The sequence below is a fragment of the Paractinoplanes lichenicola genome (assembly GCF_016785085.1).
Lineage (GTDB): Bacteria > Actinomycetota > Actinomycetes > Mycobacteriales > Micromonosporaceae > Actinoplanes > Actinoplanes lichenicola.
The window spans coordinates 258,017-281,633 of the sequence record NZ_JAENHO010000005.1 but is presented as its reverse complement, the minus strand read 5'-3'; the positions used below and the strand labels follow the sequence as shown (position 1 = coordinate 281,633).

Genomic DNA, 23,617 nt, shown 5'->3' with positions numbered 1-23,617 from the left:
AAGAGACGCGCCCACCCCCGTACGGGGATGGGCGCGGACGGCGGAACGACCGGTCAGGGGGTCCAGAGACCCGTCGAGACGGCCTTGGTCAGCGAGGCGTTGGTGTCGTCGCCGTCGAGCGACCACATCATCGCGCCGCCCAGGCCCTTGGCCCGGATGTAGAGGGTCTTCTGGAGCATCATGGCCGGGTCGTCGTAGGTCCAGAACGTGGTGCCGTCGAACAGCCACGAGTGGCCCGACTTGAGGTCACGGTAGGTCTTGAAGCCGGGCAGCGTCTTGACCGTCTTGTAGTCCTCGGTGCCGGCCGCGAACTTGCCCGGCGCGGGGCCGGTGGCCGGGGCGAACAGGCCGTTGCCGGGCGCGGTGACGCCGGTCCAGCCCTGGCTGTAGTAGGGCAGGCCGAGCACCAGCTTCTTGCGCGGGGCGCCGACCGAGAGCCACTTGTTGATCGCGACCTCGGACGAGAAGTCGGGGTTGTCGGGGGCGCCCTTCGGCACGAAGATCGCGGACTGCTGGTTGGTGCGGGCCTCCCACGAGCCGTGGAAGTCGTAGCCCTGCACCGTGGCGAAGTCGAGGTACTTGAAGATCTTGCCCTCGAAGCCGGCGTCGACCTTGACCGGCGAGGCGGGCAGGAAGGCCGTCAGGTCGTAGTGCCTCTTGGTGGTCTTGCTCAAGGCGTCGAGCTGCTTGCGGAACTCGGCGGTCAGCAGCGTGAAGTTCTGCTTGTCCTCGGGCCGGATGATATTGCCGACCTCACCCTCGGAGCCGGGCCATTCCCAGTCGAGGTCGATGCCGTCGAGGATCCCGGACGCCACCCCGGCGGGCAGGCCGGGCAGGTTGCCCTTGATCCACAGGTCGACGCAGGAGGAGACGAGCTTCGTACGGGAGGCGTCGGTCAGCGCCGCGTCCGAGAAGTACTTCGAGCCGGTCCAGCCGCCGAGCGAGATCAGCACGCGCAGCTTCGGGTTCTTGGCCTTGAGTTCCTTGATCTGGTTGAGGTTGCCCGAGATCGGCTGGCCCTCGACGTCGGCGACGCCGTCGACGCTGTTCTCGGCCGAGAACGGGGTCTGCCAGTCGGCCCACGCGTCGGCCGAGGCGCAGAGCCCGTCCGCGGTGACCGGGCCGAACGCGTAGTTGATGTGGGTCAGGCGGCTCGCGGCGCCGGACTTCTGCACCTTGGCCAGCTGGAAGTCGCGGCCGTAGATGCCCCACTGGGTGAAGTAGCCGACCTTGACGTACGGCTTGATCGTTGCCTGTGCGGGTGTCGCGGCGAACGTCGACGCCACCGCGGCGACGGCCGCCGCGGCCACGAGACGTCGGGTGAATACGCGCATGAGCCCTCCCGGGCCGAAACGTTGAAGAAAGTTTCCTAATCGAGGAAGCTAAACGTCTCGAACCCGGGAGGCAAGAAGTAGTTAGCGCAAATGGGCCGTCTCGTTGACGGAACGTACCGCTATGTTGCCATCCGGCCAGACATCCATTGTGGAGATGCCCGCGGCGTCGAGGAACAACCGATGCAGGAACGCGTCGGAGGCGGCCAGCGCGTCGCGCAGGATCAGCTTGATCGGCGACACGTGGGAGACCAGCACCACAACCCCTCCCCCGTACGAGGAAAGGATGCTCGCCATCGCGCCGCGGACCCGCTTGCCCGCCGCCTGGAACGACTCGCCCCCCGGCGGCGCCACGCTCGTCGAGTCGAGCCACGCGTTCATCTCGGCCGGCCAGCCCTGGAGCACCTCGGCGAAGGTCAGGCCCTCCCAGAGCCCGAAATCCACCTCGATCAGGTCGTCCACCACCGTCACCGGCACCGCGCCGACCTCGGCCGCGATGTGCTCGGCGGTGCGCACGCAGCGACCCAGCGGCGAGCTGACGACGGCCGTGACATCGCGCGCGATCCCCGCCACCCGGCCGCCCGCGGCCATCGCCTGCGCCTCACCCTGCTCGGAGAGCGGGATGTCGCCGCGACCGGAGTAACGACCCTGCTGCGTGTACGCCGTCTCGCCGTGCCGCACGAGGATCAGCCGGGTGGCGTTCTCCATCGCGGGCGGGGCCCATGACCGGGGAGCGGTCTTTTCTTCCGCGGCAAGATCAACGGGCGAGGAAGAGACGGGCTTGCCCGCGGCCTCGTCCATCGCCCGGTTGGCCAGCGCGTCGGCCGCCTTGTTGCGCTCGCGCGGGATCCACTCGAAGGTCACCTTGCCGATCCGCGCGACCCACTGGGCGGCTTCGGCGGCGAGCGGTCGCAGGCCGGCGTTCTTGATCTGCCAGCGGCCGGACATCTGCTCGACCACGAGCTTGGAGTCCATCCGCACGTCGACCTCGGTCGCACCCAGCTCGTGCGCCGCCTTGAGCCCCTCGACCAGGCCGGTGTATTCGGCGACGTTGTTGGTGGTGGTGCCGAGCGCGCCCTGCCGCTCCAGCAGCACCTGGCCGTCGGTGTCGCGCACCACCGCGCCGTAGCCGGCCGGACCCGGATTGCCCCGGGACCCGCCGTCGGCCTCGACGACAACCCTCGCTGTGCTCATGATTCGCTCCTCATGCAGCGCAATGTTGACGACGCCTTGCCTCCGCTGCGCTCCGGCAAGACGCCGCCGCGCTAATTCGGTCGCTCATAGCCCCGATTCCTTCGTACGCACCATGATGCGCCGGCACTCCTCGCAGCGGACCACGTCGTCGGCGGCGGCCGCCTTGACCCGGGCCAGGTCGGCGCCGTAGAGCTCGATGCGGCAGCCCCCGCAGCGGCCGGACTGGAACAGCGCGGCCCCCAGCCCCGAGTCGAGCCGGATCTTGTCGTAGAGCGCGACCAGGTCGGCGGGCAGGTCGGCGGCCAGCGGGCCCCGGGCCGAGCTCTTGAACTCCTGTTCCTTGGTGATTTCCCCGTACGCCTCGTCGCGGCGGCGCTCGGCCTCGTCGCGGCGCCCGACGGCGGCGTTGATCCGCTGCTGCACCTCGGCCAGGGCCGCGTCGGCGGTCTCCTTCTGCTCCATCAGCTCGAGCTCGGCGTCCTCCAGCTCGGACTGCCGGCGGTTGAGCGTGGCCAGCTCGTGCTGCAGGCCCTCGATCTCGCGCAGCGCGCCACCCGCGTCGAGCCGGGCCTGGTCGCGGCTCTTGCGGAGGCGGACCTGCTCGATGTCCTTCTCGAAGCGGCTGATGTCGCGCTCCAGGTCGTCCACGGCGACCTGGGCCCGCGCCCGCTCGTCCTCGAGCGCGGAGATCTCCCGCGCGACCGCGTCGATCTCGGCCAGCTCGGGCAGCGACTTACGCCGGTGTGCGAGCTGGGCCAGGGCGGTGTCGACGGCTTGCAGGTCGAGCAGTCGGCTCTGGGCTTCCGGCGAGGCCTTCACGGCAGGGGCTCCTTCTTTTCGGGGTCTTCCCTGGCGTGCACGGTCCAGGGGTCCGTGTCCCGATCGGACACGATGGCTTCGGCGCCGAACTCCTCGCGCAGCCAGGCCGCGACGCCGTCGAGCCAGGGCCGTTCGGTGGCCCAGTGTGCGACGTCGAGCAGCGCCGGGCCGCTCTCGGCGAGATGCTCGCTGGCCGGGTGGTGGCGCAGATCGGCGCAGAGGTACGCGTCGACACCGGCCCGCGTCGCGTCGGCCAGGAATGAGTCGCCCGCGCCGCCGCAGACGGCCACCGTGCGCAGCACGCGGGACGGGTCGCCGGCCGCCCGGACCCCGGCCGCCGTCGCGGGCAGGCGGGTGGCCGCGAAGCCGGTGAACTCGGCCAGATCCATCGGCTCGGCCAGCTCGCCGATGCGGCCGATGCCCCGGCCCGCGCCCTCGGCGGCGCCGGTGGCCGGCACGAGGGGGCGCAGGTCGCGCAGGCCCAGGCGGGCGGCGAGGGCGTCGGACACGCCGGGATTGGCCACGTCCGCGTTCGTGTGGGCGGAGTAGAGCGCCACGTCGTTGCGGATCAAGCGGTGGATGATGCGGCCCTTGTAGGTGTCGGGGGCGATCGACGACACCGGCTTGAGCAGCAGCGGGTGGTGGGCCACGATCAGGTCGGCCCGCTCGTCGAGCGCCTCCTCGACCGTCTCGGGCACGCAGTCGACGACGCAGAGGACGCGCCGGACAGGGTGCTCGAAGTCGCCGAGCACCAGGCCGACGCGATCCCACGACTCCGCCCAGGCGCGCGGGTAACGCCGGTCGAGGGCGCTCACCACGTCGAGGACGGTGGGTGCGGCAGCAGTGTCGGTCACGGCCGCCAACTCTATCGGGCTTCCGCCGATCGATCGGCGGGACCGCCTACGCTCGTTCCACCGGGCCGCTGCTGCTCATGGTCACCGGGTTGCTGACCGCCTGGAGCGCGCGCCGCCAGGGGAACTGGGCTCGAAACCGGTCGGTCTGTCCGGGGCCTCCCAGCCGGCAGACGTCCTCGCCGTAGAGCACGTGCACACCCCAGTCGCGCAGCCGGGACAGGCTCTCGTGCAGCGCGGGGTGCAGGGCCATGACCTTGTTCGTGTACGGGACCACGGCCGTGGGCACGCCGTAGCCGTAGCCCTCGACCAGCAGGCCGAGGACGAGGGTGTCGGTGATCCCGGCTGCCCACTTGTTAACGGTGTTGACCGTGGCCGGCGCGACGATCATCGCGTCCGCCGCGGGCAGCATGTCGGGGTCGCCGGGGCTCTTGTAGTAGGTGCGTACCGGATGACCGGTCTGGGCCTGGAGCGCCGCCACGTCGACGAACTTGCGCCCGTCGGGTGTCGTGATCACGCAGACGTCCCAGCCCTCCGACTGGGCCAGGTCGACCAGGATGCCGACGTCGCGGGCCATGGGCGAGCCACAGACCAGGACGTACAGGACACCGGGCGCGGGGTTACCGGTCGTCACGTGCTAACCCACCTCATACACCGACTCCCATCTGCTCGGCCAGCTCCGCTATGGGAGCCGGCGGAGTGCCCCGCGTCCGGCGGAGCACGTCGGAAAGAACCTCGTGCGCGAGCGGGCGGCAGCGGATCTCGGACGGGGCGAGCCGGTCGCCCTCGAGCAGCATCTCGCTGGCCTTCTCGACGTTGCCGATCTGGGTGTAGCCGCGCGCGATGTCGAGGAAGTGGTGCGCCCGGCGCTCCGGCAGCATCGCGTTGAAGCCGATGACGTCGATCTTCTCGTGCGTCTCGACCGCAGTACGGCCGTCGCCCAGCTCGACCGCCGTGGCGCAGCGGTGCAGCTGCACGTTGGTCGGGCCGAAGCTGGTCCAGTAGTGGTTGAAGTCGCCGCCCAGCTCGAGCGAGGCCTGCTCGGCGCCGCACAGCAGGTCGCGCACGGTCGCGCTGTCGCCGATCCGGGCCGCCGCCATCGCCCCGTTGAGCAGCAGCATGCCGTAGACCGACAGGCGCTCGCCCTTGTGCGCCGGCTCGTACGACGGCGCCAGCCGGTTCGCGATGTTGACGTTGACCTCGAGCGCGGGCCGGACCCGGCCCAGCGCCAGCAGCGCGCTGCCCACCCGATAGCTCGCCAGCCCGGCCAGGAGCTGGTCGCCGGCCCGCTGCGAGACGGCGATCGAGCGGTCGGCGGCCAGCCACGACAGCTCGTGCTCGCCGACCTTGCGCAGCGCTGACGACGCGATCTGATAGACCTGCCCGAGCAGGTGCGCGGCGTCCTTGGCCTCGGTGCCGGTCGCGTACGCGCTGTCGGCCGCCTGGGCGTCCCGCAGCAGCTTGGGCAGCATGCGGGCCAGCACGCCGTATTTGGCATGCTGATAGGTCAGCCAGGCGTGGCTGACGGCCTTGCGCATCTCGGTGAGCGGCGGCGAATGTGGCACCGCCTGGAAAAACGCGCTCATCTGGTCATAGCGCTCCAGAGCGGCACGAATCTCCTCGACCTCGACCTGGTCGATGCAGTTCTGTGTCTCCGGCCGGCGTTCCACGTCCTTGCCCAGCAGCAGCTGGACGTCGACCTGGAGAACGTCGGCGATCTCGTAGACGACGGAGAACTTGTCGAGCCGGCGGACCCCCCGCTCCACCTTGTCGACCCAGCTCTTGGACTTCCCCAGCCGGTCAGCAAAGACCTGCTGGGACATCTTGCGTCGACCGCGCCAATAGGCGACGCGGCGGCCGATCGGCAGCTCGTCCACGGTGCCTCCCCCGGCTCACCGGCGACCCCCGCCGGCAAGCCCTTGTGTCATCTGCAGTCTGGAACGCGCACGTCCGCGTACGTCGCACAACGTGTGTGATCGCCTGCCCACCGATGCTCGTAGTTTTTGTTGCAACTTGCAAAGGGTGGATCTGCCGGAACCAACGAGGTGTGTCGCGCTTGGATACGGCGCACCTGGCTGATATAGCACCGGACCACCTAGATCGGGGGATATCGAGCCATGCAGTGGACCGCTCGCCGGCCGTTCGTACCGCCGTCGATCCTCGATCGGCTCCGGTTGCGCCGGGCGGCGCTCCGCTTCGCGGCGCACGGCTGGGCGGTCACCCCGGGCGCACGCCTGACCGGCCACCGCTTCGCCTGTGGACGGCCCGGCTGCCCGATCATGACCGGTCACCCGGCGCTCGAGTCGTGGGAGGACACCGCGAGCGCCGATCCGGCCCAGGTGCGGGCGTGGTGGCGGCACGAGCCGCACAGCGTGCTGCTGGTCACCGGGCGCCGCTTCGACGCGATCGAGGTGCCGGCCACGCTCGGCCTGCGGGTGCTCGGCACCGTACGGCTCAACCGGCGCGCCGACGCCTGCGGGCCCGTCGCCGTCACGGGCGCCGGCCGCTGGACGTTCCTGGTCGAGCCCGGGGTGCCCCTGCGGTCCGAACTGGATCATCGGCTGGACGTCGTGCGGCACGGGCTCGGCTCGTGGATCCCGGTGGCGCCGAGCCGCACGCCCGAGGGCCCGGTGCGCTGGGCCGTCTCGCCCGACCAGGCACAATGGCGGCTGCCCGGGAGCGCGGCGGTGCAGGCGCTGATGACCGACGCGCTCGGCACTGTGCGAGCACCCCAGCTCACTGTGCCCCGGCAGTTGTCGACCGCCCGCCGGGGTGGATGACGCCCTGTCTTTCAGCATGTCGACTGACAAGGTAGTGCCCCGCAGCGTGACGGTCGAGTCACTCAAACGGATGAAGTCTTCTTCGGACGCGCCCGCACGTGGATCCGGGCGCCCTGCGCATCGAAGATCGACAGGAACTCGACCGGCCTGCCCTCGGCGCTGCCGAACCAGTGCGGCACCCGGGTGTCGAACTCGGCGGCCTCGCCGGCCGGCAGCACCAGGTCGTGCTCGCCGAGCACCAGCCGCAGCCGGCCGCTGAGCACGTAGAGCCACTCGTAGCCCTCATGCGTCTTGGGGTCGGGCGTCTGCCGGTCCCCGGCCGCGATGACGTGCTTGAACGCCTGCGGGCCGCCCGGGTTGCGGGTCAGCGGCAGGATCGTCTGACCGAACCGCTGGATCGGGCGGGTGTACACCCGCGGGTCGCCGGTCGGAGGCGCGCCGACCAGCTCGTCGAGCGGCACCCGATAGGCCTGGGCCAGCGGCATCAGCAGCTCGAGGGTCGCCTTGCGCTGCCCCGACTCGAGCCGCGACAGGGTGCTGACCGAGATGCCGGTCGTGTCGGCCAGCGCGGTCAGCGTGATGCCCGCGTCCTTCCGCAGCGCGCGCAGGCGGGGACCGACCTCCTGGAGGAAGTCTTTTGCTGTCATGGCAAAGAAGTTTCCCCCTTTCCGGAGGTCCCGGCCACCATGGGGACATGACTTACGACGTGATGGTGATCGGGGGCGGACCGGCCGGGCTCAGCGGCGCGGTGGCCCTGGGACGGGCGTTGCGCTCGGTGCTGGTGATCGACTCCGGGCAGGGCCGCAACGCCCCCGCCGAGGGCATCCACAACTTCCTGACCCGCGACGGGATGACCCCGGCCGAGTTCCGCGCGGCCGGCCGGGCCGAGGTCGAGCGGTACGGCGGCACGGTGCTCGAGGGCGAGGTCGTCTCGGCCGGGCCCGGCTTCGAGGTGACCCTGGCCGACGGCGGCGTGCACCGGGCGCGGCGGCTGCTGGTCACGACCGGGCTGACCGACCAGCTGCCCGACGTGCCCGGGCTGGCCGAGCGCTGGGGCACGACCGTGCTGCACTGCCCCTACTGCCACGGCTGGGAGGTGCGGGGCAAGGCGATCGGCGTGCTCGGGACGCCGGGCGACGACATGACCGAGCACCGGCTGCGGCTGTGGCAGCAGTGGAGCCCCGACGTGCGCCTGCTGCCGCTCGCGGAGATCACGGCGGTCGAGGCGGACGGCGTACGGCTGAAGGACGGCACCCTGGTCGAGCGGGAATACCTGGTCGTGGGCACGCGGATGGAGGCGCGGGCCGGGTTCCTGGACTCACTCGGGCTCAAGGCCGTCGAGCACCCGATGGGCATCGGCACCCACGTGCCGGCGATCGACCCGACCGGGCGTACGGAGGTGCCCGGGGTCTGGGTGGCCGGCAACGTCACCGACCCGATGGCTCAGGTGATCTCGTCGGCGGCCGCCGGGATGACGGCCGGGGCGATGATCAACGCTGACCTGCTGGGGATTGCTCCGCCGGCTCCCTCCTCCAGCTCGCGATAGGCGGTGATCACGGCGGCCGTCCGGTCGGCCAGCTCGGGACCCGCCTCCGCGGCCGGGGCACCGGGCTCGCCGGACAGACCGGCCAGCACGAGCTCGGCCCGCCGCGCGGCCTCACCGATCTCGCGCTCGCGCAGGAACGACTCGCCCGCCAGGGCCGCCTGGTCGAGGCTGCGCAGGATGCGGTTGGCCTGCTCGCCGGTCTCGCGCCAGAGCTCGCCGGCCCGGTCGCGCTGAGCCGCCAGGGCGAGCACGGCCGGGCTGTCGGCGGGCACGTCCCGCTCGCCCACGCCGTCGAGCCCGGCCCGCAGCCGGCGCAGCTCCTGCCGCCGCACCAGCAGCGCGGCCAGGTCGTCGAGGGCCCGGGTCAGCGAGCGGTCGGCCGGCTCCGGGTCGATCATGCCGGGCAGACCGGGCCACGTACGGCGGATCCGGCGCGCGACCGCGGCGGCGCGCGCGAACACGGCCCGCTCCTCCGCGCTGACCAGCACGCGGCCGCCCGCGGCGGTGGGCCGCTCGAAGCGGGTGACCTGCGCGGCCCGGGCCTGACGGCGCCAGACGGTGGTGACGGTCGCGACCGAGGCCGCGAACGGCAGCCACCAGGGCACGCCGGCCGCGAAGAGCAGGGCCGAGACGAAGATCAGGGGGAGGCTGAGGCGGGCGGCGAACGCCACGCGGGCCTCGCGGGTCACACCCGTCGGGGTGACCGGGACGACCTCGGTGACGGAGCCGGAGCGGTGCCGCGTCGCGCGGCCGGTGCGCAGCCTGAGGGCGTACGGGGAAAGGACGGTCTTCTCGTCGTCCATGCCGATGTGCAGCTCCGACGGCATCTGCCCGCCCTCCGATTCCGTTCGTGATGCCGTCGGCAGGGCGGGCCCGATCGCCGGGGGGATGCCGACCGGGGCCCGCCCGCCGGTGGGACATCCCGCCGGCAACAGTAGGAATCGGTGATCGCCGGGCCGGGTTGAGGGACGCACGGTTGCAGCCCGGGTGTGCCTGGGTTCAGTCGAGGACCGTGAGGACGAACCGCTCGTCCCAGCCCTTGCCCGCGTCGCCGGCCTCGATCGTCTCGAGCGCCGCCACGAAGGCCCGGAACGCGTCGTCGCCCAGCGCCAGGCGCACTGTCGCCGCGTTGGTCAGCGTCAGCCGCAGCGGCCGCGGGTCACCCGCGGTCAGCCGGGCCCGCAGCGACTCCAGATCCGGCCGGTACGCCGGGCCGTAGCCGAACGCGCCGGCCAGGCGGCGGTGCAGATCCGCCTCGTCCAGCACGAACCGGCCGTCGATGATCACTCGCATCGACCCCACCTCTCCCCCGCCATGCTTCCCCGCGCCTTGCTTCCCCGCGCCTTGCTTCCCCGCGCCTTGCTTCCCCGCGCCTTGCTTCCCCGCGCCTTGCTTCCCCCCGCCTTGCTTCCCCTTTATTGAAACGAATCAGCGTGGGCCCCGGCCCGGGCCGTCCCTCGACGGGTTTACGTAGGCTGCTGCGGGTGGACGCCGTACGCAGGGCCATCGCCGGGGAACGCCGCCGGGTCGCCGACCTCGTCGAGTCGCTGAGCCCGGACCAGCTCGCCACGCCCAGCCTGTGCGCCGGCTGGACGGTGCGCCAGGTCGCCGGGCACCTGGTGGCCGCCGTCGACGCGCCGGGCCGCCTGACGCTCTCGGCGCTGCTCCGCAGTGGATTCCGGATCCATCGGGCCAACGCCCGGCTCGCCGCCGAGATCGCCCGGCGCCCCGCGGCCGACCTGGCGGGCAGCCTGCGCCGGCATGCCGAGAACCCGTTCCGGCCGCCCGTCGTCGGCTATCCGGGGCAGCTCGCCGACCTGCAGGTGCACGGGCAGGACATGCGCCGCCCGCTCGGGCTGCCGCACGGTCTCGCGCTCGACCACCTGCGCCTCTCGCTCGACTTCCTGACCGGGGGCCGGGCGGTCGGTTTCACCCCGCGCCGGCGACTGGCCGGGCTGCGCTTCGAGAGCACCGATCTGGACTGGGCGTACGGGGAAGGCGCCCTGGTCAGCGGGCCGGCTGAGGCGTTGATGATGGCGCTGACGGGCCGGGCGGCCGGGCTCGGGGAGATCGACGGCCCGGGCGTACGGATCCTGGCCGCGCGGCTCGGCTGAGGCGCTCGCCCGCCGGCGCCGAAAACTGTCAGAGGGTCGCCCTAGGTTCGCTCCCATGAATGACACCGCCCTCCAGTCCTCCCCGATCACCCTCGACCGCCGCCTGCTGCTCGGCGAGATCGACTATCAAGTGACCGCCTTCCCGACCGACGACCACCGCATCGATCTCTGCATCGTGAGCAGCGACAGCGACGGTCACGTGGTGAGCGAGATCAGCGGCGGCATCGCGCCGGCCGACCTGCCCGCGCTCACCGACGTGCTCACCTCCACCCTGGCCGGCCTGATCGCGATGACCCAGGCCCGGCCGTCCCCGGCCCCCGCCGGGTTGCCGCCCGACCGGCGCGACCGCCACCCCAACCAGGGCGTCCGCTGGGCCCCGGGTGACGACGAGCGCCTCGTCGAGCGCTATCGGGCCGGCGCCCGCCAGCGCGACCTGATGGCCGAGTTCGGGCGCAGCAACGGGGGCATCCGCGCCCGCCTCGAGTTCCTGGGCGAGCTTCCGCCCGGTGGCCGCTGGCGGCCCCCGGCCGGCGCCGCCGAGCAGCCGGCGGCCGATCCGTCGGGCCCGGCCACGGGCGGGCCCACCGGCTGACGACGGAGTGGGGCCGAGCGCGTCCCGTGCGCCCGGCCCCACGACATCGCCACCGCGCCGGGAGCGGCCGCCGGCCAACGGCCGTTCCCGGTGGTGACACGCCGGGGGCGGGCCCGGTCGCGGGCGGGCGTGGTGCCCGCGACCGGTGCTCGCCTCCGGCGCCGTCCTCTGCCGCCTTTACGGCTCTGCCGCCTTCACGGCTGCGCCGCCTCTACGGCTGTGCCGCCTTTACGGGTGCGCCGTCAGCAGGCTCTGGCGCGGGCCGGCCAGGCAGGCCTCGACCCGCAGGATCTGCCCGTGGGTGAACATGAACATCGCCGCGTCGTCGGTGTAGTCCATGTAGTTCATGAACATGTCGCCGTTCGGCGCGTTGTTGCAGGTGATCGACGGGAAGGAGGGCGTGCCGAAGTTCTGGCCGGCCTGGTTGGGGGTGTCCGCCACGAAGTCGGTGCCGCTGCAGCCGGTGCCGTCGTCGCCGCCGATGTGGAACAGGTTGAGCCAGTGGCCGATCTCGTGGGTCGTGGTGCGCCCGAGGTTGAACGGGGCGGCCGCCGTGCCCGTCGTGCCGAAACCGGTGTAGGTGATCACCACGCCGTCGGTCTCGGCCGGCCCGCCCGGGAACTGCGCGTAGCCCAGCAGCCCGCCGGAGAGCCGGCAGACCCAGATGTTCAGGTAACGGTCGGCCGGCCAGGCGTCGGTGCCGCCCTGGGCGCTGAACTTGACCGCGTCGTTGTCCGAGAAGGAGGCCTTGCTGGTCCGCCGCCGGGTGACCCCGGTGGTCGGGTTGCCGTCCGGGTCGACGCTCGCCCGGCGAAACTCCAGCCGCGAGTCGGCGACCAGGCCCTGCCACACCGGGGGCACGTTCTTGACGTCGGCGTTGGTGGCCCGGAAGTCCTCGTTGAGCACGGCGAGCTGACCGTCGATCTGCTCCTCGGAGAGGTCCTGCTCGTCGGTGGAGTGCACGATGTGGACGACCACGTCGATGGTGGCCACCTCGGCCCGGGCGGGCTGCTCCTCGCCGGTGGCGAAGGCGAAGGCGAGGTTCTCGATGGCGGCCCGGTTCAGCCGGTAGTTCAGGCTCTCGTTCAGCATGCGACGGTGCACGTCCTCGGTGCCGCAGCGGCGCCGGGCCGGGGTCTCGACGATGTCGGCGTTGTCCATCGGGCCTCTTCTCTCGCGCTATTTACGGATTTTCAGCACCTGCGCGTCGTGCGCGACGATCCGCAGCACCCGGCTCCCGGCGCCCGCCCGCACCCGCACGCCGTCACCCTCCGCGGCCTCCCAACTGCCCCGGCTCGGCACGGCCCGGTCGGCCGGCCCCGCGGCGTATTCGAGATAGCCGCCGCCCGGCCGGAACTCCAGGCTGGGCCGCGGCGCCCGGCTGGGCGGGAACGGGAAGTCGCCGGGGCGGTAGACGGCCTGATCGTCGGTGTCCTCCTCGAAGGAGCGATACCAGCGCCGGAAAAGATCCGGGGAGATGTCGGGCATCGGAGCCTCTCGAGCGCCTCGCAGGATGCTGAAATTCGTGGTGGTGCCACGCAGACTGGCAGCGTCGGCGCAGGTGGGGAGCCTTGCGTCCTCGATCCGACAGCCCCGCCCGCCGAACGTCCGATGACGCTTGCCTACACAGCCGCGCAGGCTCGCACGATGAGCCCGCAGTTCCTCCTCAAGCGGCGCACCGCGAGCCGGTTGGCCGCAATAGACGCATATCGCTTCCCGGCGGCCGCCCGCCAACGCGTGGCCACCGCGAACGGCAGCCTCACCACATCCGGCCTCGACCAGGTCGAAGCCGCCGCCCGCCAGTGGTTCCGCCTCGCGGCCCGCCACCCCCGAGCCAAAACCACCATGCCGTCCCTGATCACCGCCACCCTCTGGCACGAGCTGGCCGACCAGTCCACCGAGTACGCCCAGTTCTGCACAACCGCCTTCGGCCACGTGCTGCCCCCACCCGCGCCCTTGCCCGCGAGTCCCGCCGCAGGCACACGAGGGCCCGCCGGCGTGGGAGGGGCGGTGGACTTGGGAGCGCCCTCCTCCGGGCCCGCCGGCTGGGCCCGCGCCGAGGTCGGCGGTGGCCCTCCCGGCGTCCCACCGTCGGCCCTGGCCGAGACGTTCCGCCTGGCCCGGCAGGACGAGAACTGCGCCCCCGGCGCGCTCCCGCTGCTGTTCCGAATAGACCAGCAGCTCGCCATCCCCGGCGGCTACCGCTACTTGGCTGACTGCGGCGGCCGCGGCCTCTGCCACGACCTCCCCGGCACCCTCTGCCTGATGCATCTGCAGGGCAACGGTCGCCTGATCCGCCGCCGCCCGCCTTTCGGCGGCCCGACCCACGCCGGCGAGGGCGAGATCGGCCCCGTGTGCGGCGCCGGCTGCGGAAGCGGGAGCCAGTAGACACAACCGAGAGCCCACAGCACGCTGCGCGCCCACAAACCCGACGGCCGGAGGCCGTACGAGAACGAAGCGCAAGCAGGCCGCCTGGGGCGCCCACCGTAACGTCGGGTTTTCGGGGGCTCGGCCCCGGAGCAGGCATCACGCGGCGAGGGTTGTCATGCCGCGTGCGGCCGAAGGCCGTACGGGAAACGAAGCGCAAGCAAGCCGCCGAGCGCGCCCACCGTAACGTGGGGTTTCAGGGGGCTCGGCCCCCTGAGCAGGCATGACGAGTCGGTCAGGTCCGCGCTTCTCAGCGGACACACGACGCCTCGACTCGTGGGCGCGGTAGGTTTCGAACCTACGACCCCTCGCTTGTAAGGCGAGTGCTCTCCCACTGAGCTACGCGCCCGGTGTGAACCGGAGACGCCATCCTACCTAAAGGTCGGTCAGCGCCGCCCGCCAGGCCTTCTGGTCGCGGGCCTCGCCGGGGCCGGTCATCTCGGCGAAGCGGATCACGCCGTCGCGGTCGATGAGGTATGTGCCGCGGTTGGCCATGCCGCCGGCCTCGTTGAAGACGCCGTAGGCCTGGGCGACCGCCCCGTGCGGCCAGAAGTCGGCCAGCAGGGGGAAGTCGAAGCCTTCCTGCACGGACCAGACCTTGTGGGCGTAGACGGAGTCGACGCTGACCGCCAGCACCTGCACGGCGTCGTTCTGGTAGTCGGGCAGGTTGTCGCGGATCTCGGTGAGCTCGCCCTGGCAGGTGCCCGTGAAGGTGAACGGGTAGAAGACCAGCAGGACCGCTTTGCGGCCGTGGAAGTCGGCCAGGCGGACATCCTGGTTGTTCTGGTCTTTGAGGGAGAACTCGGGCGCGGTGGCCCCGACCGGGATAGTCATGCGGACAACCCTAACCGGACCGGCACCCGAGGGGACGCCGGTCGGTCGGGGAGCACAGCGAGCTACTTCTTCTTGGCACCCCTGGGGGAGACCAACCGGGCGCCGGTCCAGTCCTTGCCCGCGTTGACCGTCGAGGTCTGCTGCAGGCCCGCGGTGGGGGCCGACTCGCTGATCTCGCTCGGTTCGACGTGGTTGTCCCGACCGGCTTTGGGGGTCAGCAGCCACACCACGCCGTTGTCGGCGAGGGGGCCCAGGGCGTCGGTGAGGATCTCGAAAAGGTCACCGTCTCCGTCGCGATACCACAGCAGCACCGCGTCCACGACTTCATCGGTGTCTTCGTCGACCAACTCGCCGACGCGTTCGGTCAGGGTGTCACGGAGGTCCTCGTCGACATCGTCGTCGTAGCCCATCTCCATGACCACCATGTTCGGCTCGAAGCCGAACCGGTCCGCCAGGCTGCGTACGCCGTCGGCCTGACCAGCGGTCGCGCTCACTGTCTAAGTCCTCCTAGCCGTCAAATCAAGTAGAAACCTGCGGGTTAGTCCACACACTCAGGGCGCTCGGCGCAAGTGGCGCACCGGGTGTGTGGCAATTTACCGCGCCAGCAGGGCGCGGGCACCCTGTGTGATGGCATCCTCCCCCACCAGCACATGCTGTGCTGCCGGACCCAGCGGAATCAGTGAATCGGCCGAGGCGATTCGCCTGGCCGCGCCCACAAAACCGCCGTCCACCAGGGCCGCGAGCACGCCTTCGCCGACGCCGCCGGAGCGCCGGGTCTCGTCGACGATCAGCACCCGGCCGGTCGCGCCGGCCTCGCGGACCAGATCGTTGACGGGAAGCGGATTCAACCAGCGGAGGTCCACCACTCGGGATCCGTAGCCCTGCTCGGCCAGCTGGGCGGCGACCCGCAGCGACATCCGGAGCCCGTTCCCGTACGTGATGATCGTCAGGTCCTGGGCGTTGCCGAGCGGGTAGGTGCGGGCGCGGCCGATCGGCACGTGCTCGGTGGTCCAGGCGCCGGGCCCGCTGTACGGGGCGAGCCACTCGTTGTCGCCCTGCTGGTAGAGGTCGCGCGTGTGGTAGAGCGCGATCGGCTCCAGGAACACGCAGACACTGCCGTCGGAGGCCGCGGAGGCCAGGCAGGAGCGCAGCATGGGCGCGGCGTCGCTGGGCCGGCTGGGCACGGCCAGCACCAGGCCGGGGATGTCGCGCAGCACTGCGACCGAGTTGTCGTTGTGGAAGTGGCCGCCGAACGCCTGCTGGTAGGCGAGCCCGGCGACCCGTACGACCATGGGGTTGCGATAGGCCCCGGACGAGAAGAACGACATCGTGGCCGCCTCGCCCCGCAGCTGGTCCTCGGCGTTGTGCAGGTACGCCAGGTATTGGATCTCGGGCACCGGAAGCAGGCCGTCGAGGCCGGCGCCGAGCGCGAGCCCGAGGATCGTGGTCTCGTCGAGCAGGGTGTCGAAGACCCGCTCGTCGCCGAAGCGCTCCTGCAGGTGCTTGGTGACGCCGTAGACGCCGCCCTTGCGGCCCACGTCCTCGCCGAAGACGAGCGCGCCGGGCTCGTAGGCCAGCGCGTCGGTGAGGGTGGCGTTGATGGTCTGTGCGAGCGTGAGCGGGCCGGTCTGCTCGGGCAGCTTGCCGCCGAAGGCCCGGGAGCGGGCGGCCGCGCCGGGACCGAGGGCCCGGGTGGCGACCTCGGTGATCTTGTGGGCGGCGCGCAGCGGCCGGCGCGGGGCCAGCGGCGCCACGACCTCGGCCACGTTGGCCAGCTTGGGCTCGCCCAGCACCTCCTCGGCCACCTTGCGGACCTGCCAGCCGACCTCGTCGTAGCGGCCGATCACCTCTTCCGGCCCGAGCAGGCCCGCCTCGACCAGCAGCCGGGCGGTGGCGATCAGCGGGTCGCGCTCGAGGTCGCGGTTGATCTCGTCGGCCGTCCGATAGGCCACCTCGGCGTCGGCGCCCGCGTGACCCATCAGGCGTACGGTCGACAGGTGCAGCACGGCGGGCCGGCGCTCGCGGCGCACATAGCCCACGGCCTCGATCGCCGCGTCGTAGGTGGCGGTCAGGTCGCAGCCGTCGGCCGCCGAATAGCGCAGGCCGGGCCGGGAGCGGAGCATGGCCGCGAGCCAGCCGTCGGGCGTGGGCACGCTGATGCCGAGCCCGTTGTCCTCGCAGATCAGCAGCAACGGCAGTGGTACGCCGGTGTGCTCGAACCAGCCGGCCGAGTTGAGCGCGGCCGTGGCCGCCGCGTGGTTGGCCGAGGCGTCGCCGAAGGAGGCCACGGCGATCGCGTCGCGCGGCCACCGGCCGTCGGCGCCCGGGCGGGCCAGCGCGAAGGCCAGCCCCACGGCCCGAGGCAGGTGGGAGCCCACGGTCGAGGTCGTCGGGACGATGTTGAGGTCGGCGCTGCCGAAGACCTTGTGCCGGCCGCCGGCGATGGGCTCGTGGGCCGAGGCGACCACGCCGCGCAGCACGTCACGGGCGGCGTCGGGCAGGCTCTTGGCGCGGGCGCTGAAGAACGCGGCCGACCGGTAGTGCAGCAGGGCCGGGTCGGTCGGCAGCAGCGCCGCGGCCACGGCGGCGTTGCCCTCGTGGCCGGACGACCCGATGGTGTAGAAGCCCTCGTTGAAGCTGCGCAGCCAGCGGGCCGCGAGGTCGAGGTGGCGGCTGGCCAGCTGGGCGTCGAACAACTCGAGGGCACGGGCGCCGGTCAGGGTGGTTCCGTCGCGGACGGCGTCGCCGGGTGCGCGACGGCCCTCCGGGAGAGGCAGGGCCGACACAGCGTTTCGGAAGCGCTCGTCGAGATTCTGCGGGGTGGTCACCGGACCAGCATTACCGACATGAGCGAGCCTCGCCATGGGAGGAAAGTCGCCCACCGGGCGGGACCTGCGCAAGGGCTGGCAGACTCGGCTCATGCGCACCGAAGTGATCTCGATCCGGACCGGCTCGCGTCCCGTGGTGCGGGACATCACTCGCGAGGCGGAGCGGTTCGTGGAGTCCGAAGGGGACGGGCTCCTGCACGTCTTCGTGCCGCACGCGACGGCCGGGCTGGCGATCCTGGAGACCGGCGCGGGCTCGGACGACGACCTGCTGGCCGCGATCGACCAGCTCCTGCCGGCCGAGGACAGGTGGCGCCACCGGCACGGCTCGACGGGGCACGGACGCGATCACGTGCTGCCGGCCTGGATCCCCCCGTACGCGTCGCTGCCCGTGATCGGCGGCCGGATAGCGCTGGGCACCTGGCAGTCGATCTGTCTTGTGGACACCAACGGGGACAACCCGGAACGCCAAGTAAGGTTCAGCTTTCTACAAGGCTAACGAAGTTACTGCTCAGTACGTGTGTCGCGAATCGCGTACCCGCACGGTAGGCGTGACGATGCGCACGGCGAAGGGGCAGGATGGAGCTATACCCGAGCGGCTCACACAATGGGCGCCCGGTTCCGACACCCGACCAAGAGGAATGCCTGTGGCCACGGAGCGCAAGCGCCCGGTGATCAGCGACGGCCTGCCGAGCCAGCTTCCGGACATCGACCCCGAAGAAACCAATGAGTGGGTCGAGTCGCTCGACGGAGTCATCGACGAACGCGGCGCCAAGAGAGCCCGTTACGTTATGTTGCGCCTGCTCGAGCGGGCCCGGGAGCGACAGGTCGGCGTCCCGCCCCTGACCTCCACGGACTACATCAACACGATCCCGCCCGAGCAGGAACCCTGGTTCCCCGGCGACGAGTTCGTGGAGCGCCGGATCCGGGCGTACATCCGCTGGAACGCCGCGATGCTGGTGCACCGCGCGCAGCGCCCCGAGATCGGCGTGGGCGGTCACATCTCGACGTACGCGTCGAGCGCCAGCCTCTACGAGGTCGGCATGAACCACTTCTTCCGGGGCAAGGACCACCCGGGCGGCGGCGACCACATCTTCTACCAGGGTCACGCCTCCCCCGGCATGTACGCCCGGGCGTTCCTCGAGGGCCGGCTCAGCGAGAACGACCTCGACGGCTTCCGCCAGGAGCTCTCGCACCCGGGCGGCGGCCTCCCGTCGTACCCGCACCCGCGGCTCATGCCGAACTTCTGGGAGTTCCCGACGGTCAGCATGGGTCTCGGCCCGCTGAACGCGATCTACCAGGCGCGCTACAACCGCTACCTGCACAACCGGGGCATCAAGGACACCAGCCAGCAGCACGTCTGGGCGTTCCTGGGCGACGGCGAGATGGACGAGGTGGAGTCGCTCGGCGCGATCGGCCTGGCCGCCCGCGAGGAGCTCGACAACCTCACCTTCGTGATCAACTGCAACCTGCAGCGCCTGGACGGCCCCGTACGGGGCAATGGCAAGGTCATCCAGGAGCTCGAGGCCTTCTTCCGGGGCGCCGGCTGGAACGTCATCAAGGTCGTCTGGGGCCGCGAGTGGGACCCGCTGCTCGCTGCGGACACCGACGGCGCGCTGGTCAACCTGATGAACGTCACGCCCGACGGCGACTACCAGACCTACAAGGGCGAGTCGGGGGCGTACGTCCGGGAGAACTTCTTCGGCCGTGACCCGCGCACCCGCAAGCTGGTCGAGGGCATGAGCGACGACGAGGTCTGGAACCTCAAGCGCGGCGGCCACGACTACAAGAAGCTCTACGCGGCCTACAAGTCGGCCACCGAGCACACCGGCCAGCCGACCGTGATCCTGGCCAAGACCATCAAGGGCTGGACGCTGGGCTCGCACTTCGAGGCCCGCAACGCCACGCACCAGATGAAGAAGCTGACGCTGGACGACCTCAAGGGCTTCCGCGACCGGCTCTACCTCGACATCAGCGACAAGCAGCTCGAGGACAACCCGTACCTCCCGCCGTATTTCCACCCCGGCGAGAAGTCCGACGAGATGCAGTACATGCTCGAGCGCCGCCGTGAGCTGGGCGGGTCCATCCCGGCCCGGCGCACCAAGGCCAAGGCGCTCAAGATCCCGGAGTCGAAGCAGTTCGGCGACATCAAGCGGGGCAGCGGCAAGCAGAAGATCGCCACCACGATGGCGTTCGTCCGCCTGCTCAAGGACCTCATGAAGGACAAGGAGTTCGGCGCCCGCTGGGTCCCGATCATCCCCGACGAGGCCCGCACGTTCGGCATGGACTCGCTCTTCCCGACCAAGAAGATCTACTCGCCGCACGGCCAGACCTACACGTCGGTCGACCGCGAGCTCTTCCTGTCGTACAAGGAGGCGACCAACGGCCAGATCCTGCACGAGGGGATCAACGAGGCCGGGTCGACCGCGAGCTTCATCGCCGCCGGCACGTCGTACGCCACGCACGACGAGCCGATGATCCCGCTCTACATCTTCTACTCGATGTTCGGGTTCCAGCGCACGGCCGACGAGCTGTGGGCGGCGGCCGACCAGATGACCCGCGGCTTCCTGCTCGGGGCCACCGCCGGGCGCACCACGCTCAACGGCGAGGGCCTGCAGCACGAGGACGGCCACTCGCTGCTCATCGCGGCGACGAACCCGGCCGTGGTGGCGTACGACCCGGCGTTCGCGTTCGAGATCGCGCACATTGTCGAGGACGGCCTGCACCGCATGTACGGCGAGCAGCAGGAGAACGTCTTCTACTACCTCACCGTCTACAACGAGCCGGCCGTGCAGCCCGCCGAGCCCGAGAACGTCGACCGGGAGGGCCTGCTCAAGGGCATCTACCGGTACGCCGCGGCGCCCGAGGCCAACGGCCCGAAGGCGCAGCTGCTGGCCTCGGGCACGGGCATGGCCTGGGCCCTCAAGGCGCAGACGCTGCTGGCCCAGGACTGGGGTGTCGGCGCCGACGTCTGGTCGGTCACCTCGTGGACCGAGCTGCGCCGTGACGCGGTCGAGGCCGAGGAGCACAACCTGCTGCACGTCGGCGACCAGCCCCGCAAGCCCTACATCCAGCAGAAGCTGGAGGGCACCGAGGGCCCGGTCATCGCGGTCAGCGACTTCATGCGGGCCGTGCCCGACCTGATCTCGCGCTGGGTGCCGAACGCGTACACCTCGCTGGGCACCGACGGCTTCGGCATGAGCGACACCCGGCACGCGCTGCGGCGGCACTTCCACGTCGACGCCGAGTCGGTCGTCGTGGCCACGCTGCGCCAGCTCGCGCTGAGCGGCAAGGTGCCGTCGCACGTGCCGGCCGAGGCGGCCAAGAAGTACGCGATCGACGACGTGAACGCGGCGCCGGTCGGCGAGACCGGCGGCGACAGCTGATTCGCTGATCTCCACGCCGGATCCGCTCGAAACGGGCGGATCCGGCGTTTCGCGTCTCAGCCCGTCCCTAACCCGGCCGATAGGGGCTAGGTGGGACGCAGCAGCCGCGGCATGCAGATCAGTCACAAGCTCCTTGCTCTGGGCCTGGGCGGGGTGATCGGCACCGCCGCCGTCCTGGTGGTCGTGGGCGCCTGGGAGAGCGGCGACTTCGCCGCCGGGACCGAGCGCGAGGTGCTGGCCCAGAACGCCGCCAGCCTCGACCGCACCACGTCCGACGTGACCACCCTGGTGCAGTCGGTCGGCAACGAGGTGCAGAACAGCGTCAACGTCAGCATGCACGCGGCCGCGTCGCTGCTGGCCCAGCGGGGCGGCGCCCGCCTCGACGATCAGACGACCACGTGGACGGCCACCAACCAGGTCAGCCAGGCCAAGACCTCCGTACGGCTGCCGCGGCTGACGGTCGGCGGCACCTGGCTCGGCAAGAACACCGCTTTCGGCGTACGGACCCCGTTCGTCGACGACGCCGCGTCGCTGTCCAGCTCGACGATCACCGTGTTCCAGCGGATGAACGCCGCCGGTGACCTGTTGCGCGTGGGCACGACCGTCAAGGCCAAGACCGGCGCCCGGGCGATCGGCACGTACATCCCCGCGGTCGGGGCGGACGGCAAGCCGAACGCGGTCGCGGCCGCGATCAAGGCGGGCAAGCCGTACCGGGGCGTGGCCCAGGTGGTCGGCACCCCGTACGTCTCGGCCTATGACCCGATCAAGAACGCGTCGGGCCAGGTGATCGGCGCCCTCTACGCCGGTGTGCCGCAGGCCGAGGCGCTGAAGAACCTGACCGCCGCGGTCGAGGCGGGCGAGGTCGGCCAGAACGGCTGGCTCACCGTCTTCAGCACGGCGGCGGCGAACTCCGGGCAGATCGTGACGTCGAACATCGAGGGCGCGGCCGGCAGCGTGGACCTCACCTCGACCGACGCGAACGGCACCGAGTGGGTCAAGGAGCTCGTGACCAAGGCGCCCACGCTGAGCGAGGGGCAGACCTGGACCACGAAATACCAGCTGGCCGGCGCGGCCGGGGGCCCGGTCGGGCCGACCACCACCACGCTCGCCTTCTACGAGCCGTATTCCTGGGCCATCGCGATCGGCGGCTACGACAACGACGCGGCGGCCCCGGTCAACACGGTCCGCGACGGGCGTACGGAGATGCTGTGGACGCTGGTCGTGGCGGCGCTGCTGCTGGCGCTGATCGGCGGCGTCGTGGCCGGCCTGCTGGCCCGGCGGATCTCGCGACGCCTGGGCGGCCTGACCGCCGGACTGTCCCGGCTGGCCGAGCGCGACCTGACGGTGACAGTGCCGGTGACGGGCGCCGACGAGATCGCGACGGCGTCGGCCGCGCTGAACTCCGCGGCCGGCGAGCTGCGCACGGTGATGATCGAGGTGACCGGCGCCTCGCACGAGGTGACCTCGACGGCCGGGCAGGTGGCCGCGACCGGCGGCGAGCTGGCCGGCTCGGCCGAGGCCGCGGCGGGCCGGGCGGGCACGGTCAACCACGCCGCCGAGAGCGTCTCCTCCGTCGTGCAGACCGTGGCCGCGGGGGCCGAGGAGATGGGCGCCTCGATCCGCGAGATCTCGACCAACGCGCAGGACGCGGCGGAGGCCGGCCGGGACGGCGTGGGCCTGACCGCGGCGGCGGCCGGCGTGATCGGCGAGCTGCGCGACTCCACCACCAAGATCGCCGATGTGGTGCGGCTGATCGCGAGCATCGCCGAGCAGACCAACCTGCTGGCCCTGAACGCGACCATCGAGGCGGCCCGGGCCGGCGAGACCGGCAAGGGCTTCGCCGTGGTGGCCAACGAGGTCAAGGAGCTGGCCCAGGAGACCGCGCGGGCCACCGAGGACGTGACCGCGCGGGTCGCCGCGATCGAGAGCGACACCACCCGGGCGGTCGACGCGATCGAGGCCATCACGGCCCGGATCGCGCAGGTCAACGACTATCAGACGGCGATCGCGGCGGCGGTCGAGGAGCAGGCCGCGACCACCGCCGAGATGGCCCGCAACATCTCCGAGGTGGCCTCGGGCAGCCGGGACATCGCCGAGGGCATCGGGGTGGTCAGCGGCGCCGTGGAGGGCACCCGGGCCTCGGTCTCGGTGTCGCACCGGGCCGCCGACGAGCTCAACGCGACCGCCCGCAGACTGACCGGGCTGGTCAATCGGTTCACGGTGTAGGCACGTAGGTCACCACGTCGACGCCGGTCTTGGTCTGCCACGAGCCGGTCAGGGTCAGGGCGATCTTGGTGCCCTCGGCCCAGAGCTTGCGGCCCTCGCCCTGCACGACCGGGAAGACCATGATGCGGTACTCGTCGATCAGGTTGTGCCGGGTGAGGTAGTTGACCAGGTCGGCGCTGCCGTTGACGAGCAGCGCGGCCGGCCCGGCCTTGAGCTCGCGGACCGCGTCGGCCACGTCGCCCGGCAGGAACGTCGCGTTCCACTCGGGCTCGGTCAGCGTCGTGGTCGCCACATGCTTGGGCATGGAGTTCATCTTCACGCCGAAGTCGCCGGTCTGGGCCTCCATCTGCGGCCAGGCCGCCTTGAACCCCTCGTACGTCTTGCGGCCCAGCAGCAACGCGTCGGCCTCTCGCAGGTTTTCCGCCTGCCAGCCGCTCAGCTCGTCGTTGAAGTAGGGCCCGCTCCAGGACGGCTCCTCGAAGACCCCGTCGAGGGTCACATACTCCACCGCCACGATCTTGCCCATGCTCACTCCCTTGTCGAAGACCAGGCCGACCGTAGCGGACCGGAGGTGACAGCGCGGTCACGCACGTTAAGTGTTCGTTCGAACGCGTTCCGGAGTATGGACCGGTGGCGAGAGTTTTCCGTAAGCTGCCCCCGTGGGTGGCAATGGGGCCTTCCCGAGAGATCGG

The 23,617-nt window shown here is 71.4% G+C and carries 23 protein-coding genes and 1 tRNA gene; 8 read left to right on the top strand and 16 right to left on the bottom strand.

Annotated features, from left to right (window positions below):
* Positions 1–53 precede the first annotated feature (53 nt).
* The 6 genes from JKJ07_RS18740 to JKJ07_RS18715 form a co-directional block, all read right to left on the bottom strand.
* Positions 54–1,334 carry a glycoside hydrolase family 18 protein gene (locus tag JKJ07_RS18740; RefSeq protein ID WP_202992879.1) on the bottom strand — a complete coding sequence of 427 codons (1,281 nt, stop codon included), beginning with the start codon at positions 1,332–1,334 and terminating at the stop codon, positions 54–56.
* An 81-nt stretch (positions 1,335–1,415) separates the two neighbouring features.
* A complete protein-coding gene (locus JKJ07_RS18735; protein ID WP_202992878.1) occupies positions 1,416–2,525 on the bottom strand; it encodes a bifunctional RNase H/acid phosphatase in 1,110 nt (369 codons plus the stop codon).
* A gap of 84 nt (positions 2,526–2,609) precedes the next feature.
* Positions 2,610–3,344 (bottom strand): zinc ribbon domain-containing protein, encoded by a 735-nt coding sequence (locus tag JKJ07_RS18730; RefSeq protein WP_202992877.1) that lies wholly within the window; start codon positions 3,342–3,344, stop codon positions 2,610–2,612.
* Positions 3,341–4,198: a Nif3-like dinuclear metal center hexameric protein gene (locus tag JKJ07_RS18725; protein ID WP_202992876.1), complete on the bottom strand. Its 858-nt coding sequence runs from the start codon at positions 4,196–4,198 to the stop codon at positions 3,341–3,343. The genes JKJ07_RS18730 and JKJ07_RS18725 overlap by 4 nt, the downstream gene beginning before the upstream one ends.
* A gap of 46 nt (positions 4,199–4,244) precedes the next feature.
* A complete protein-coding gene (locus JKJ07_RS18720; protein ID WP_236029476.1) occupies positions 4,245–4,772 on the bottom strand; it encodes a flavoprotein in 528 nt (175 codons plus the stop codon).
* Positions 4,773–4,842: 70 nt separating this feature from the next.
* Positions 4,843–6,072, bottom strand: coding sequence for a helix-turn-helix domain-containing protein (locus tag JKJ07_RS18715; RefSeq protein ID WP_202992874.1), 1,230 nt, complete (start codon positions 6,070–6,072; stop codon positions 4,843–4,845).
* Between the two features lie 240 nt (positions 6,073–6,312).
* Here JKJ07_RS18715 and JKJ07_RS18710 point away from each other — a divergent pair, with 240 nt between their 5' ends.
* Positions 6,313–6,975, top strand: a complete 663-nt coding sequence (locus JKJ07_RS18710; RefSeq protein WP_202992873.1) for a bifunctional DNA primase/polymerase — start codon at positions 6,313–6,315, stop codon at positions 6,973–6,975.
* 62 nt (positions 6,976–7,037) lie between these two features.
* Here the strand turns inward: JKJ07_RS18710 and JKJ07_RS18705 are convergent, their stop codons facing one another.
* A complete protein-coding gene (locus tag JKJ07_RS18705) occupies positions 7,038–7,622 on the bottom strand; it encodes a helix-turn-helix domain-containing protein (protein ID WP_202992872.1) in 585 nt (194 codons plus the stop codon).
* A gap of 47 nt (positions 7,623–7,669) precedes the next feature.
* On the opposite strand from JKJ07_RS18705, the gene JKJ07_RS18700 reads away from it, so the two are divergent.
* Entirely contained in the window at positions 7,670–8,521 is an 852-nt protein-coding gene (locus JKJ07_RS18700; RefSeq protein ID WP_202992871.1) for an NAD(P)/FAD-dependent oxidoreductase, read from the top strand.
* On the opposite strand, the gene JKJ07_RS18695 is transcribed toward JKJ07_RS18700, so the two are convergent.
* Positions 8,419–9,348, bottom strand: coding sequence for a hypothetical protein (locus JKJ07_RS18695; protein ID WP_202992870.1), 930 nt, complete (start codon positions 9,346–9,348; stop codon positions 8,419–8,421). The genes JKJ07_RS18700 and JKJ07_RS18695 overlap by 103 nt on opposite strands.
* A gap of 172 nt (positions 9,349–9,520) precedes the next feature.
* Positions 9,521–9,814 carry a barstar family protein gene (locus tag JKJ07_RS18690; RefSeq protein WP_202992869.1) on the bottom strand — a complete coding sequence of 98 codons (294 nt, stop codon included), beginning with the start codon at positions 9,812–9,814 and terminating at the stop codon, positions 9,521–9,523.
* A 191-nt stretch (positions 9,815–10,005) separates the two neighbouring features.
* Here JKJ07_RS18690 and JKJ07_RS18685 point away from each other — a divergent pair, with 191 nt between their 5' ends.
* Together JKJ07_RS18685 and JKJ07_RS18680 are read left to right on the top strand one after the other, a co-directional pair.
* Positions 10,006–10,635 (top strand): maleylpyruvate isomerase family mycothiol-dependent enzyme, encoded by a 630-nt coding sequence (locus JKJ07_RS18685; protein WP_202992868.1) that lies wholly within the window; start codon positions 10,006–10,008, stop codon positions 10,633–10,635.
* 55 nt (positions 10,636–10,690) lie between these two features.
* Positions 10,691–11,227, top strand: a complete 537-nt coding sequence (locus JKJ07_RS18680; RefSeq protein WP_202992867.1) for a hypothetical protein — start codon at positions 10,691–10,693, stop codon at positions 11,225–11,227.
* A gap of 228 nt (positions 11,228–11,455) precedes the next feature.
* On the opposite strand, the gene JKJ07_RS18675 is transcribed toward JKJ07_RS18680, so the two are convergent.
* Together JKJ07_RS18675 and JKJ07_RS18670 are read right to left on the bottom strand one after the other, a co-directional pair.
* Positions 11,456–12,388 carry a zinc metalloprotease gene (locus tag JKJ07_RS18675; RefSeq protein ID WP_202992866.1) on the bottom strand — a complete coding sequence of 311 codons (933 nt, stop codon included), beginning with the start codon at positions 12,386–12,388 and terminating at the stop codon, positions 11,456–11,458.
* 18 nt (positions 12,389–12,406) lie between these two features.
* Complete coding sequence (locus JKJ07_RS18670; RefSeq protein ID WP_202992865.1) at positions 12,407–12,715, bottom strand: hypothetical protein; 309 nt, start codon at positions 12,713–12,715, stop codon at positions 12,407–12,409.
* A gap of 159 nt (positions 12,716–12,874) precedes the next feature.
* On the opposite strand from JKJ07_RS18670, the gene JKJ07_RS18665 reads away from it, so the two are divergent.
* Positions 12,875–13,615 carry a UCP032817 domain-containing protein gene (locus JKJ07_RS18665; protein WP_202992864.1) on the top strand — a complete coding sequence of 247 codons (741 nt, stop codon included), beginning with the start codon at positions 12,875–12,877 and terminating at the stop codon, positions 13,613–13,615.
* A gap of 316 nt (positions 13,616–13,931) precedes the next feature.
* Here the strand turns inward: JKJ07_RS18665 and JKJ07_RS18660 are convergent.
* The 4 genes from JKJ07_RS18660 to JKJ07_RS18645 all read right to left on the bottom strand — a co-directional run bounded on the left by JKJ07_RS18660 (position 13,932) and on the right by JKJ07_RS18645 (position 17,352).
* Positions 13,932–14,003, bottom strand: a tRNA-Val gene (locus tag JKJ07_RS18660).
* A 26-nt stretch (positions 14,004–14,029) separates the two neighbouring features.
* Positions 14,030–14,488 carry a peroxiredoxin gene (locus JKJ07_RS18655; RefSeq protein WP_202992863.1) on the bottom strand — a complete coding sequence of 153 codons (459 nt, stop codon included), beginning with the start codon at positions 14,486–14,488 and terminating at the stop codon, positions 14,030–14,032.
* Positions 14,489–14,550: 62 nt separating this feature from the next.
* Positions 14,551–14,982 carry a DUF3052 domain-containing protein gene (locus JKJ07_RS18650; protein ID WP_202992862.1) on the bottom strand — a complete coding sequence of 144 codons (432 nt, stop codon included), beginning with the start codon at positions 14,980–14,982 and terminating at the stop codon, positions 14,551–14,553.
* 99 nt (positions 14,983–15,081) lie between these two features.
* Positions 15,082–17,352 carry a thiamine pyrophosphate-dependent enzyme gene (locus JKJ07_RS18645; RefSeq protein WP_202992861.1) on the bottom strand — a complete coding sequence of 757 codons (2,271 nt, stop codon included), beginning with the start codon at positions 17,350–17,352 and terminating at the stop codon, positions 15,082–15,084.
* 55 nt (positions 17,353–17,407) lie between these two features.
* On the opposite strand from JKJ07_RS18645, the gene JKJ07_RS18640 reads away from it, so the two are divergent.
* The 3 genes from JKJ07_RS18640 (at position 17,408) to JKJ07_RS18630 (ending at position 22,925) form a co-directional block, all read left to right on the top strand.
* On the top strand, positions 17,408–17,812 hold the full coding sequence (locus tag JKJ07_RS18640; RefSeq protein WP_202992860.1) for a YjbQ family protein: 405 nt from the start codon (positions 17,408–17,410) through the stop codon (positions 17,810–17,812).
* A 148-nt stretch (positions 17,813–17,960) separates the two neighbouring features.
* Positions 17,961–20,699 (top strand): pyruvate dehydrogenase (acetyl-transferring), homodimeric type, encoded by a 2,739-nt coding sequence (gene aceE / locus JKJ07_RS18635; RefSeq protein ID WP_202992859.1) that lies wholly within the window; start codon positions 17,961–17,963, stop codon positions 20,697–20,699.
* Positions 20,700–20,810: 111 nt separating this feature from the next.
* Positions 20,811–22,925: a methyl-accepting chemotaxis protein gene (locus JKJ07_RS18630; RefSeq protein ID WP_202992858.1), complete on the top strand. Its 2,115-nt coding sequence runs from the start codon at positions 20,811–20,813 to the stop codon at positions 22,923–22,925.
* Here the strand turns inward: JKJ07_RS18630 and JKJ07_RS18625 are convergent.
* Entirely contained in the window at positions 22,915–23,451 is a 537-nt protein-coding gene (locus JKJ07_RS18625; protein WP_202992857.1) for a dihydrofolate reductase family protein, read from the bottom strand. The genes JKJ07_RS18630 and JKJ07_RS18625 overlap by 11 nt on opposite strands.
* Between the last annotated feature and the right edge of the window lie 166 nt (positions 23,452–23,617).